The 14,511-nt window shown below is 47.8% G+C and carries 7 protein-coding genes; 5 read left to right on the forward strand and 2 right to left on the reverse strand.

The genetic code is table 11. The features are described 5' to 3' along the window. Nucleotides 1–180: 180 nt before the first annotated feature. Genes PV783_RS18380 through PV783_RS18390 form a run of 3 tightly spaced genes read left to right on the forward strand, consistent with a single transcriptional unit; the run spans nt 181 to nt 6,339 of the window. Entirely contained in the window at nt 181–3,429 is a 3,249-nt protein-coding gene (locus PV783_RS18380; protein WP_420989092.1) for a SusC/RagA family TonB-linked outer membrane protein, read from the forward strand. 9 nt (nt 3,430–3,438) lie between these two features. Further along, complete coding sequence (locus PV783_RS18385) at nt 3,439–5,220, forward strand: SusD/RagB family nutrient-binding outer membrane lipoprotein (protein WP_420989093.1); 1,782 nt, start codon at nt 3,439–3,441, stop codon at nt 5,218–5,220. Between the two features lie 12 nt (nt 5,221–5,232). Then, nucleotides 5,233–6,339, forward strand: a complete 1,107-nt coding sequence (locus PV783_RS18390; protein WP_420989094.1) for a glycoside hydrolase family 99-like domain-containing protein — start codon at nt 5,233–5,235, stop codon at nt 6,337–6,339. 59 nt (nt 6,340–6,398) lie between these two features. Here PV783_RS18390 and PV783_RS18395 read toward each other — a convergent pair whose 3' ends face one another. Next, a complete protein-coding gene (locus tag PV783_RS18395; RefSeq protein WP_420989095.1) occupies nt 6,399–8,216 on the reverse strand; it encodes a WG repeat-containing protein in 1,818 nt (605 codons plus the stop codon). Nucleotides 8,217–8,322: 106 nt separating this feature from the next. Then, on the reverse strand, nt 8,323–11,007 hold the full coding sequence (locus PV783_RS18400; protein WP_420989096.1) for a PQQ-dependent sugar dehydrogenase: 2,685 nt from the start codon (nt 11,005–11,007) through the stop codon (nt 8,323–8,325). 222 nt (nt 11,008–11,229) lie between these two features. Here PV783_RS18400 and PV783_RS18405 point away from each other — a divergent pair, with 222 nt between their 5' ends. Next, the gene (locus PV783_RS18405; RefSeq protein WP_420989097.1) at nt 11,230–11,517 is read left to right on the forward strand and encodes a hypothetical protein; all 288 of its coding nucleotides are present in this window, start codon (nt 11,230–11,232) and stop codon (nt 11,515–11,517) included. A 165-nt stretch (nt 11,518–11,682) separates the two neighbouring features. Next, a complete protein-coding gene (locus PV783_RS18410; protein ID WP_420989098.1) occupies nt 11,683–14,229 on the forward strand; it encodes a hypothetical protein in 2,547 nt (848 codons plus the stop codon). The last annotated feature ends 282 nt before the right edge of the window (nt 14,230–14,511 follow it).

The raw sequence follows: 14,511 nt of genomic DNA on the forward strand, positions 1-14,511 counted from the left end.
AGATCATTGATTTGCAATATAATTTTTGAAGAAGCATTTTTTCAGCAAAGCGTTATGTTACTGGATTCCACGAAACTGAAAGTCTCCCTGTCCTAAACATGTACTATCAGCGTAGCTCCTGCTTTACTGGAAATCAATTCCACGGTCTGTTTATTTTAAACCATTAATTATCAATCAATTATGAGATTCTGCTTGCCAGTCTTGCTCCTGCTCTGTTTTACACAGGCAATGGCCCAGCGAACCCTTATCAGGGGGAAAGCCACGGATGACAAAAACAATCCTTTACCCGGAGTCAGCATCATGGTGAAAGATACCCGCAACGGGGTAGCCACCAACGAAGATGGCGTATTCTCTATTTATGTGGCCGATCCGAAAGCAACGGTACTACGGGCTACCATGACAGGTTATGAAACAAAAGAAATGGAGCTGAACGGACAAACAACGGTTCAGTTTTTATTAACGCCTTCACCTATCAACTTAAAAAATGTGGTCATTGCGGGTGCAATGGGACTCAACAGGCAATCCAAGTCAATAGGCTACGCTACGCAGGCGGTGAATCCCAACAACCTCACCGAAGCGCGCGACCTGAACATCGTGAATGGCCTTGCCGGTAAAGTGGCGGGCCTCCAGGTAACTACTACCGGTCAGCCCGGATCTTCCAGCCGCCTTATCCTGAGAGGGGAAAACTCCATGACGCAAAATAACCAGCCACTATGGGTGGTGGATGGCGTGCCTATCAACAACGACATGGGCGATGGCAGGGATAACCTCGACTTTGGCAACGGCGCCGCCGATATCAACCCCGACGATGTAGAGTCCATCCAGATCCTGCAGGGCCCCAACGCTGCCGCACTCTATGGCTCCCGCGCCGCCAACGGAGCGGTACTCATCGTTACCAAAAAAGGAAAGATCGGCGACGGTAACCTCGGTATCGCTATCAATCAGAATACGCTCGTGAACTCCATCGCTGAATTCCCTGCTTACCAGAACGTATACGGCGAAGGCGCCAATGGCTACCTGGTGGGCAACGGTAACAACATCGTTACCGGCACCGATGCGGTACGTATGGGCCTCAACGGATCTACCTGGGGGATGCCTATGCTCGGCCAGCCCTACAACGACTTTAGCGGCAAAAGGGTGGAAGGAGGTTATTCGCCACAACCCAATAATATCACTTCCCTCTACCAGCCAAGCATCACCAACAGCTCCGGCATCTCTATCAACAAAGCAGATGAGTTGTCGTCGTTCCGGCTGTCGTATATGTTTACCAACAGCAATGATGTGCTGAAAAACCAGAACATCATTAAAAAGCATAACGTTACGCTCAACGCCGGCCGTAAACTCGGTAAGTTCCTGAATGTGGAAGCCAGGGTGATGTATACCAACCAGGGCACCCGGAACCGTACCTACCGTAACCTGGACCCCTCCAGCCCGATGGCAGCATATGTGTACATGCCCCGCAGCGTAAATATCAACTCGCTGTCGCCATGGACAGATGCCTTTGGCAACTCCGTTACCTTCGGCGCAGTAGGCAGCGTGGAAAATCCATTGTGGATGATCAACGAAAATGAAAACGAAGACAGGTCCCACCGCTTGCTGGCAGGTATAACGGCTACGGCTAAACTGACTAACCACCTCAGCTTCCGCTTAATGGGTTCGTCAGATATAAAAATGGCGAGCTACTATCAATACAGGGAACTGGGTGGGCTCCGGACACCCAACGGATTTTATTCCAACTCCTCCCAAAATAACCAGATGTGGGATTACCAGGGTATGTTCATGTATAATAATAAACTGAGTAAATCCATTACCCTCACCGCCAACCTGGGAGCGGAATATGTAAATAACTATAACCAGTTCAGGGGCGCCAGCATTGCTTCGCTGCTGGTACATGATATGCCCAGCATCCAGAACAGTACTGCGTTTCCGGCTGCAACGGAATCATTGGTGCGTTCTAATGTGCAATCGGTTTATGGTAATGCTACTATTGCTTACCGCGACTTCCTGTTTATTGATATCACGGGTCGTAACGACTGGTCGTCCACGCTGCCCGTTAACAACAGCTCGTTCTTTTATCCGTCTGTCAGTGGCAGCTTCGTGTTCTCCAACTTCCTGCCGGAAAACAGTTTCCTCAACTATGGTAAACTGAGAGCATCCGTAGCGCAGGTAGGTAACGCAGCGCCGCCACAATCGCTGATCACCACGTATCCTTACGGCGGATTATTTCTCGGTAATCCCTATCTCAACTATGGTAATAATAACCAGTTGAACAATGGAGAACTAAAGCCTGAAAAAACATTATCGAGAGAAGCCGGCGTGGAACTGGCTTTGTTTAAAAGCCGTATCCAGTTTACCGCCAACGTGTACCAGTCTAACACCACCAACCAGATCATCCGTCCGCAGATACCAACGGAAACCGGCTTCTCCACCCGTATCCTCAATGCAGGAGAAATGCAGAACAAGGGAGTGGAGCTGTCGTTGAACGCAGTAGCCCTGCAAACAAAAAAACTGAGATGGAATGTGATGGCCAACTGGTCGATGAACAGGAATAAGGTACTGTCGCTGGTTCCTAACATCGACCGCCTCAGTTTGGGCACCAACCTCGGCGCCACCGTGAATGCTATTGTAGGCCAGCAGTACGGCGTACTCACGGGCAATGCGCCATATAAAGTGCGCGATACGCTCATCGTGAATCCTTCCAATGGCAGAACGATCCCGGATCCCAATGTAGTGCTGGGGAACTTCCATCCCGATTGGATCGGATCATTCGGATCTGCTTTTAAATATGGCGCCTTCGATCTTTCTGTACTGTTCACCGTAAAATGGGGCGGCGTTATTTACTCCGCTTCGTATGGCCGCGCCAACTTCGCGGGCAACACCATTGCCAGCTTATACGGCCGTGATGAATTCCTGATGAGCAACGTGATCCTCGGTGAAAATGACCAGGAAAGGATGGGCGTAGGACAAGCCACCAGCAAGGGTAACACGGCCTACAGCGATGCAGACAGGGCCAAAGGCGCCCGTTATGAGGAAGCCTACTTCCCGCTCACAGATGCCTCCGGTAAAACTATTCTTGATAAAGACGGCAGGATGATTCCCGGTAAAAAAAGCGGTATCTGGATGAATCCAACTACCTATAATTCAGATATGGTGCTGAACAATACGCCTGCCATCACTTTCAACGCGTCTAATATCCGCCTGAGTGAATTGATTTTTGGATACGCTGTTCCGGTAAGGATCTTAAAAACAACACCGGTGAAATCTGCAAGGCTTGCATTCGTGGGCCGTAACCTGTGGACAATCTTCAAACACACGCCGCAGGGCATTGATCCGGAAGCGGCCAACACCACCGGAAATGCCCAGGGTATTGAGTCCGGCGGATCTTTCCCTTTCTCTATTTATGGATTTGACCTGAAAGTAACTTTTTAAATGTGTATCATGAAAGCAGTATATATCCTTTCTTTAATAACGATCATGTGCTGGGGCTGTACCCGGGATTTTGAGAACCTGAATGCCGATCCCACACAGTTCACAGAAGCCGCGCCGGAAGCCAGTATCCTGGCGGCAGTAAAAAATATGAATGCCCGCATGGCCGATTATAACACCACCAAATACTGGGATCTTGGTCACCTGCTTTGTCAGCAGGCCAATAGATACGACGTAACCGATGCGGGGATGTGGCAAACATTTTACCAGGGCGTATTGGGTAACCTGAACCAGGTATTGGTAAACTATAGCAGCGATACGCTTTACAACAACCGGGTGCAGGTGGCGCGGATCCTCCAGGCATACGCTTATTCCATCCTGGCGGGCAACTACGGAGCAGTGCCGCTGTACCAGGCCAACAACCCGGAATACCTGTCCACCATTATGTTTGAGAATGAAGATACCGTTTACAGCTATGTACTCACCACGCTGAAAGATGCGGCGGCTAAAATTAAACTGAACGGCGACAAACTCAAATACGACGCCGTGTATAACGGCAGCCTGCAAAACTGGATTAAGTTTGCCAATACCATGCGCCTGAAAATTGCGATCCGTACACAAAAAAATATGGGCGCTACCGCAAGGCAACACATCGCTGATGTAATGGCCAACGAAGCCAACACCATTAACTCAGAAGCAGAAACGGCGAAAATGAGTTTTGAAAATGTGAACGGCAACGAAAATCCTTACTTCATCAAGTATATCAAATCCAATCAGTACTTTCCATACGCACCCGGCGCTACCGGCCAGGCGCCTAAGCTCAGTGAGTTCCTGTTCACCGTGTTCCGATCCTATAAAGATCCGCGGCTGAGCGTTTACTACGACACCGTGCCCACGGCCAACCGTTTTATCTTAACAGATACCCTCACCAGCACAGCAGATGATTCCCTGAGAGTGGTTACTTACCCGATTCCTTATCTCGGTCAGCCGAAAGCAGGGACCAAGCTTGCAGGCTGGACAGCCCTCGCCGGATTGCCCGATATGGTGGGTACCTCCAATATCAACAGCTACTCCAATGCCAATCCTATCATCTACCAGGTGGGCCGCCCCCTGATCATGCTTTCTTATGCAGAAACATTGTTTCTGAAAGCAGAAGCTGCTCAAATGGGACTGGGAGGAAGCCAGAGTGCGGAACAATATTACTACGCCGGTATTGATGCCAACTTCGCCTCCTGGAATATCAGCACTACCCTCCGCGATGAATACAAAGCACGCGAGGGTATTAAATGGAACACCACCGGGATAGGGTTTAATAATTATCTCAGTCTCACCAACGCCAATATCTCTGCCGACCCCTATGTGAAAATATGGGTGCAGCGCTGGCTGAATTATTTCCCCGACGGCGGCTTCGACTGCTGGTGCCTGGAACGCAGAACACGCGTGTTCCGCCTGCCGCCACACACCAACCCCGGAGGCAACTCTTCTTACTCTGCCAACCCAACGTATTCGGATGTGCCGGGAAGAATGTCTTATCCCATTTCCGTAGTAAACTTAAACCCCGTGGGCTACCAGAGCGCATTGAAAGAACTGGGCGTGAACCGTACCGACGACTACGACATTTACCAGGAACTGCATTTTGCAAAACCTTACACCGTGCCCGACTGGAATAATGAGCCGGCCAGTTACGACTATCGCTTCATCCAGAAATGGTATGGCAACAACATACAGGATCTGGCAGCCGCCGCGCAAAGGGATGGATTCAGATACGTGATCACCCAGACTTATCATCCTTAAAAAATCAATATCATGAAACGTGTTTATATATTGGCAGCAGCCGCTTTCCTGTTGCTCAACGCCTGTAAAAAAGACCTCACCGGTCCTTCTGTGGATGATAATATCCTGAACTACGATATTGAAGAAATACCGGTAACGGAGAATTATGTGGTAGGCGCTTTTTATACATCTTTTGGCGGATGGAACGCCAACATTAAAGAAGTGCCGGTAGCAGGGAAATATGGCATGCCCAACGGCCTGCTCACCCCGGGTATTATGCCCAAACATATTGCCTATGGCGTAAAAGCGGGCCTCGATTATTTTGTGTTCTCTTTCCGCTCTCCCAACAGGGACGCCAATAATTTCAGGTCGGATTCCACTTTGATCCGTGGCTTCATCGACAGCGATGGCGAAGGACAAATGAAATTTGCGATGTCGTATAACTTCAGCACCGGCACCTACGGCGGCATCAGCGCCAGTAATCCCATCGAGAAGGATAAGCTCAAACTGGCGCAGTTCTTCGATGATTTCCGCAGAATTGTTCCTTACCTGAAAGATGCGCATTACCAGAAAGTGGGCGACAAACCATTGCTGTATATCCAGAACGCACAAACGCTGTTTTCCGATAGCAATAAAGCTATTTATGATACGCTGAGAAGCCAGCTGAAAGCGCTGGGCGTAGAACCTTACATTGTAGGGATGCAGGACCGCTGGACGCCGCCCGCCCGCTATGAAATCCGCTTCAAAGGCTGTGTGGATGCTATTTATCACCAGTCGTTCAGCTCACAGATCAATAACTGGGACCGGTGGTACCTGCTGCCGCAGATGATGGACCAGAACTGGAAATATTCAAAGGATTATTTTGATAAGAATTTCGGGGTGGATTATGTGCCTAACATCACGCCGGCCTATAGCTGGAAGATCAACACGCCCACCAGCACCAACCCGGAATACCCGCGCACGGACAGCGGCGCCATGTTTATAAAACTGTGCAACGTTGCCAAAATGAATGCCAGCAGCAAAACACGGCTGATCATGATAGACGGATGGAACAACTGGGCAGAAGACTCACAGCTTGAACCGGCAGAAAGCTATGGAGAGCGCTATCTTAATATCGTAAAAAAACAATTCAAGAAATAAGAATCGTGGAAGATTCACTTTTGATCCTGTAATAACAGAAGGGGCTGCATCACAGCCCCTTATTCCTTATCTATATAGGCTTGTAATTTTTTCTGAACTTCTTTGCTGAAGTAATAATAGCCGTACTCACCATTTGCTTCTACATAATCCAGCAAATGCATTTTGTCAGCAGGCAATATTTCTTCCTCCATGATGGCAAAAACATCGTCTCCTTTTATGCCATAGGCGATTCCGGTATATGAAATCAGGTTGATCAGTTCTTCAAATTCAAAATCTGTATGCTGATTACCATCGATACAAAAAACAGCCCAGCCGGAATCGTTACGCAAGGCTATGTATTGTGATTTGAGGTATTTCATTTCGGAGTATCCGGGTGTCAGTATCCATTTGCTGAAATCACCGGTGGTAAAGAACAAGCCGGTTTGTTTATTGGCGGTAACTTTACAAAAGTTGAAAGACAGGTGCTCAAGCCGTTCTGGTAACTCTTTAATGATGGAGGTGATTGGTTCATTGGTAATTGGCCGCAGATCTTCTATTAAGTCAAAGTCGAAATCCAGCACTAATCCCAGTGGGTACTTAAACAATCCCTGTTTATCATTTTTACTGACAAGGAATGCGTATCCCCAGGATTCTATGATGGCAGTATAATCAGCTAGTAAGGCTTCTCTGGTGGAGGATAATAAAATATTATGCGCCTGATATGGATGTTTTAAAATTTCGAAGATAAAAACCTCCTCACTAAAATTTCCACAATGATATATAGATCTCCTTTTAACAAAGGCAGGATCGAATCTGCCTAATAAAACAAACTGATCGGAGAATATTAAATGACTATCTTCTCCTTCTTCTGCTGTAACATAAAATGTTTCATCTTCCGAATCTTTAATTTCATCCTTATAATCAAAAGGTAAAACTACCTCGCCGTTGGCATTTATTACACCATATTTCCCGTTCAATTTGGCTGTCCAGTAGCTTCCCAGGGGCATTAGAGATGACAGGTCATCGTAATGCGGCGGCAGTTTAACGTTTCCGTTTGGCTGTATCAGGCCATATTTACCATCCACGTTTACTACCGCATATCCGCCGGTAAAGTCATAGGCGTCGGTATAAACCGGGTGGACAATAACTTTCCCGGACTTATGTATATAGCCATACCTGCCGTCTTTTAACACAACGGCGATGTCTTCGTCCTCATTGAAACCGTAAAACTCATCGTAAAAAGGCTCCACTAATATTGCTCCTTTCTTATCTTTCAGACCCCAAAGTCCATTCTCTTCAAAAATATCTGCCTCCTCTGTGATCTCCTGGTCATAAATATGTTCGAGGCCGTAGTCAAAGCCGGGGTAATTCAGCAGCGTTCTGAAATCGGGGAGTCCGGACAGTACCTCACCCCCAAATGCTGAAGCGGCCAATAGCGAAATATCATCTGCGTCTATTGCACGGTTTATTACGGTGTTATTATGGGCGATAACCGCTAACAGCTCACTGGCTTGATTTTGATGACTTTCATCGCTCATATTAAAAACGTCCCAGGCATCCACATGAAAATAGGGCTGACTTAACTTATCCAGGTATTGGAATAATTTTTCTTTGGCGATACTGAATTGTGCTGTATCATCTATCAGTTCCGACTGATGGCTTTCGATGAAATTATAAAACCGTTTAATGTTTTTGATACCATTTTCCGCATTATAATAAAGACCAAAATTTTCCGGGTCGGTATGTGTATTGTAAATGTTGCCTGCTACAAAGCCGCTGTCTATCAGCAGGGGCTGCAGCAGCAGCGGAACTTCGTAACCCCACTCCATTACCATTACATCGGTATGCTGCATTGCTGATGGGGTGGATATATTATAGATGTAAGCTCTGTGAGACATAATGAATTATTTCAACAATAAAAAAGGACCTTGTAAAAACTCCAGAGCGTTTAGCTGCTCCGAAAAAGTTAGTACAAAGTCCTTATAAATAAAAAAATAAAATCAGTTACGGCTTAAACTCAAGCCAGTCCAGTGTAAACAAATGCTGGTCTGGTTGCTGATCTTTGCTGAACACAAAGTAAAGATCACTATTACCGGCGGGCGCCTGTACCGGTACGGTTACTTCTATAAATTTATCCCAGCTGCCGGTGGCTTTGTAGGCCAGTTTGCTGATCACCGGACCGTTCACACTGCCGGTATGAATTTCCAGCACGGCGTCTTTGTCGAGCGATGAATAACGGTAAGTTACTTTATGGATGCCTTTCAGATCAATGTTCCTGAATACAAAGAACGATTTATTATGAATGGCTCCCAGGAAGTCAGCTGAACGGTTGATGTTGTTAACGGAGTCCGCATCTTCGGCCTGTACGCGGAGGGAGCGAAGCAGTAAGAGGGCGCTGCCACTGAGCGGGGAGGCGTTGCCGCCGCCATCAGTATAAGTGGCGGCCAGTACATAGGCGCCATACTTTTCTTTGCCTAGGTGATCTTTCAATGCTACGCTGCCGGAAGCGGGCAGGCTGCCTGCCGCCTGTGGTGTGCCCAGCGTGAGAATGTATTTCACAATTTGCCCGGCTTCATCAACAGAGAGTTGCGGGTGTGCCGCCATAGAGTGTTCTCCCCAAACGCCACCGCCGCCTTTAATGATTTTGGCTGCAAGATAGGCCGGCGCCTTTGGATCTTTCTCATAGCGTTTCGCCACCTGTGTAAAGGCAGGGCCTACGGATGCTTTATCTACCTGGTGACAAGCCTTACAATCGCTGCCTTCCATCAGCAACTTACCCGGATGCGCCGGTACAGCGGTGATGAGCTGGTGTCCTTTCTCTGCTTTCGCTTTGCTGCGCGGAATGTAATGCAGGCCGATCATCAGCTGTTCGTTGTTGATAGCCGGATCTTCCTTGTCGGTAACGGTAACGGTATAATGCAGCGGGCTGTTGTCAAAATAAAAAGTAGTGTTATCGGTGGTGCTGATCTTTACTTCCGGTATGGTGTTACCCACGCGGATAGTAACGGTATCGGTACTGCTGGCTCCTTCCGGATCGGTTATTTTCAGGATGGCGTGATACACGCCGTTCTTCTGGTAAGTATGTACCGGCGCGGAATCTGTTACCGCAGCGGTTTCATCGCCAAAGTGCCATTCGTATTTCAGCGCTTGTCCTTCGTCAAAATCGTAGCTCTTGTTGCTGCTGAAGTTTACTTTCATGGGTGCGGTACCTGCGGTATCCACAGTGGTAATAGCTGCTACCGGTGCGCGGTTGCCGCCGTTGTACGAAATGCGTACCAGTCGCGCGTCGTCGTTGTCGATACCATATACAGAGCCATACTCCAGTATGTACAGGTCGCCGCCTTTACCGATGGCCATGTCTACCGGGCGTCTGAAGTCGCCGTTGGTTTTCATGAAGGGTTCCATTGATTTAAAGTTCTGCTGACTGTCCAGTCGCACGGCATACACCCAGTTACGCATCCAGTCGTAAATAAATAATGCGTTATCATACCATACGGGTAAACCGGTGGGAGAGGCGGTGGCTTCATTATAATGGAATACCGGCCCGGCCATTGCACAGCGGCCGCCGTTGCCCAGTTGCGGGAATACGGCAGATGAGTCGTATGGATACCAGATCATGGCCTTTTGTGCTGGTGGCAATACTTTCAGCCCGGTGTTGTTGGGTGAATTATTTACCGGGGCTTCTGCTTTGAAAGGTGCGCCGATGGTTTTGGTAGCAAAATCATATTGCGGGTATACTTTATTATCGCCTACTACAAATGGCCATCCGAAGTTGCCTGGCTTTTTGGCCTGGTTAATTTCATCATATCCGCGTGGTCCCTGGTCACTGTCCTCGCCTGCATCCGGGCCTACTTCACCCCAGTAAACGATACCGGTGGCAGTGTCTACCGACATGCGGTAGGGGTTACGGCAGCCCATTGCGTATATTTCGGGGCGGGTACCGGCTGTGCCTTTGGGAAAGAGGTTGCCTGCGGGAATGGTGTAGCTGCCATCCGGTTCGGGATGGATACGCAGTACTTTTCCGCGGAGGTCGTTGGTGTTGCCGGCGGAGCGTTCTGCGTCAAAGGTGATGCGGCCGGGAATTGTATCTATCGGCGCATATCCGTTGGAGGCAAAAGGCACGGTGTTGTCGCCGGTTGAAATAAAGAGGTTGCCGTTGCGGTCCCAGTCGAGCGAGCCGCCGGTATGCGCGCTCACTTCCAGTTCCAGCGGGATGGTCAGTAATACTTTCTCGGAAGCTACAACCAGGGAGTCTTTCCCTTCCAGCGTAAAGCGGGATACCTGTTGTGTTGCCGGGAGCTTATTGGGTGTATAGTAAAAGTAGATATAATGATTTTTGTCGAAGCCCGGATCCAGGGTAACACCCAGTAACCCGTTACCAAATCCTTCCTTTGTATCGGGAAGTACCGGGAACGTATATACGACTTTGGTGGCCTGGGTGGCGGGGTCATAGTGATACAATTTACCGCTGCGTTCAATAAAATATACGCTGCCATTACCGGCTACGGCCAGTTCCATCGGCTCATTGAGGTCGTTGGAAAGAATGGTTTTGGTAAAACGGTTGTCTTCCGGCGCTTTGGTAGCTTTGCTTTTGGTAGGATGGTCGCCGCATCCCTGCATAATTAATGTCAGTCCGACAATAAACATGGCCGGGAGTTTCCGCGTGCATAACTTGAACTGTTCACTCATGTAAGGTGATTATGGATTTGATTAGCGGGGCACAAAATAATAGAATATTGTATTTTTTTTTCTTAAAGATGGATGAAAGGAAATAATATAGGATAGCCATATCGTTTTAAAGATCAGGGAATATTGGCTAATTTAATATCAGAAGAGAAAGGGAAGTTGTCATTTTGTGCGCTGCTTCCGTATATTTGAGGCCCACATTATTCAGGCTGGTAAATTGAAAAGATGGATCTGAACGAATTTAAGCAATCCTTACAGGATGCACATCCACCCAAAAACATATCGGTATACCTTGAATCCCTCTGGTACGAAGGAAAAGGTAACTGGAAGAAGGCGCACGACCTGGTAGACGATCTGCCGGGAACCGATGCTGCGAGGGTACATGCTTACCTGCACCGGGTAGAGGGAGATCAGGGAAATGCTGATTACTGGTATCGCCGGGCAGGAGCAACCAGGCCCTCCGGTACACAGGAAGAAGAATGGGAATTACTAGTGATCCAGCATTTAAAATAACCGGCAACTAACAGTTACCGGTTGCCAACTTAGCGTGTACATTTTACATTTGTCATTGATTATTAGGCTATAAAAAAGCACTAATTTGTTTATTATTTGTATATTCCACGTGGCTTTAGATCAACAAATATTAGACAATCAGTTATTTTAGTTTTTTAGCGGAGTATGTGGAAATTTATCCTTTTACTGTTTTTATCTGTTCATCTGATTACAAATGCTGGTTATGCTCAATCCTATGGATTACGCTTTTCTAGTCATGAAGTGGTGCAGGAAAGAAGAACAACGCTGAACTTAACTTCATCTGGTCCGCTGTGTTTCAAAAAAAACGGAGAAATATCATTCGATCTGAACTTCCTTCCCTATAAAGAAACCTATTTCGGATATGTATTAAGGATCATCGCCGCCAATAACCAGAATATAGACCTGGTATATAACCAGAAAGAAAGAACCTTTAACTTCCTCATCGGGGAAAGCTTTTCCCGCGCGTTTGCGATCGACTCAATTGCCCTCTTCGGCGGGTGGACGCATATTACCATTCATTTCGACCTGGAGCGCAATGAAGCCGCTATCTCGGTGAACAATAAATTTATTGCCAAAGGCCCCGCAAAACTGGGCAACCCGGCGTGTACGCGCGTGTTCTTTGGTACCAATACCTACGAAGGTTTTCAAACAGTGGATATACCGCCCATGAATCTCCGTAACATTGTGGTAAAAGAAGGCGGGCATACCCGGTACAACTGGCCGCTCTCTGAAAACGACGGCAGCAAAGCCACTGATCAGCAGGAAGGTAAAACTGCGGTGATCCGCAATGCCAACTGGATAGGCCCGAAGCACCGCAACTGGAGCCTGCTCCGGAGCTGGGAAATAAACGGCACTCCCAGCGTAGCTTTCGACCGGGAGAAAGAAGTCCTCTACATTGTATCCTCCGATTCTCTCTATAATATCTCGTTTAAAAATGAACAGCAACAGGGCATCCGGCTGGCGCAGCGCCTCGATAGCCTGATGCCGGGAAACCAGTCGGTGTACAACCCGTTTCTCCATAAACTCTTTAACTTTTATATAGATCAGCAAAAAGCAGGGGCCTACGATTCCGCTACCCGGAAATGGGAGATCAACTACACGCCAGATTTGCTCACCGTTTACTGGCAGGCCAATAAATTTATCTCCCATCAGGATTCTTCTCTCTATATCCTCTGCGGATACGGACAAATGCAATATAAGAATACCGTACAGCGCTATCATTTTGCTGATAAAAGATGGGACTCTGTACCCACCACCGGCGAAAGGCTCACACCCCGGTACCTTGCTGCGGTTGGTGCTACCAGCAGTGGCGACACGGCCTATATTCTCGGTGGCTATGGCAGCAATAGCGGCAACCAGGTAGTAAATCCCCGTCATTATTACGACCTCATGGCCTTTTACGTGAAAGACCATTCCTTTCACAAAGTATTCCAGCTGGAAGAACCACCTGTACAGTTCTGCTTTGCCAACAGCCTGGTGATAGATCCGGACACGCAAAATTATTATGCACTCATCTTCCCTGATGATAAATTTAATACCACCCTCCAGTTGGTGGAAGGCTCTCTGAAGGCGCCACGGTTAAAGCCACTGGCCAATACCATCCCATATTTCTTTCATGATATCAAGTCGTTCGCGGACCTCTACTATTGCCGCGACAGCAAAAAACTGGTGGCCGTTACCTTGTATACTTCAAAAGACAATATCACGGAAGTAAAGGTATACACCCTTGAGTTTCCGCCGGATGCAATAGTGGCGGATAATGCCAGTCTTACGAAATTCTCCGCCTGGTACCTGCTGCTGCTTATCCCGGTAGCCGGCATCGGCATCTTCCTTTTCCTGCAACGCCGCAAAAAAGTAACGCCGGCAGCTGCAGTGCCACCGGCTCCGGCAACGCCGCTGCCTCCGCTGCCCGTGGTGATACCTGAAACCACTACCGACGAAACCGCACCGGAAGAGATCATTGCAGAGAAAAAAGGAAACATCTATTTCTTTGGTCCGTTTGAAGTACTGGACAAAGAAGGACAGGATATCACCAGATTCTTTACGCCGTTGCTTAAAGAATTATTCCTGCTGATAGCCATTAACACCATCCGTTCAGGAAAAGGAATTTCATCCGACCGGCTCTATGCTACCTTGTGGCGCGATAAGTCCAGTAAGGAAGCGCAGAACAACCGCTCCGTAAATATGGTGAAGCTGAAAGCCATACTGGATAAGCTGGGCGCCTGTGCTTTTGTAAAAGAAGCCGACCGCTGGAGCCTCCAATACTCCGTTGCTGATATCGACATGGACCTGGCCGGGTTCCAGCAGCTGCTGCATTCGCCGCGCCCCCTGCAAAAGCAACCTGTGCGCGATCTGCTGAAGATCCTTCATCGTGGCTCCTTCCTGCCCGATACCAATTACACCTGGCTGGACGATATCCAGTCCGAAATTTCCGGTGCAGCCCTCGATATCCTTACCGAGGCCGCCAACCAGTTCAAATCAGATCCGGAACTCCTCATTGAAATCGCCGACAGCATCTTCCTTTTTGATCCCATCAATGAAGAAGCGCTCCGCATGAAATGCAGCAGTCTTGTATCACTGGGTCGTCATTCACTGGCGAAAACCGCCTTCAACAAATTTGCAAAGGAATACCTCCACATGTATGGGGAAGAGTTTCCGCAGTCCTTCACAGCCTACTCCGGCGATAAGTAATAGATCGCCTTCGGCGATTGTCTTGGAACAGGATTAGGCTGATTATATTGATTACGCTGATTTGATTATGTTTTGATTTTTTATGATTAATAATTAATAAATGGAGATAAGAGATAATATATCCGCTTATATCTTCCTGAATCCTTTATTAAATCTATAATAAAAAACAAACGATAATCAAATCAGCGTAATCAATATAATCAGCCTAATCCTGTTCCAAGACAATTTCCATCGCCGAAGGCGATCCATCCGCTAAATTTTTTTTACAGTTAGTGCATTATT

Source organism: Chitinophaga sp. CC14 (assembly GCF_048957795.1).
GTDB lineage: Bacteria > Bacteroidota > Bacteroidia > Chitinophagales > Chitinophagaceae > Chitinophaga > Chitinophaga ginsengisegetis.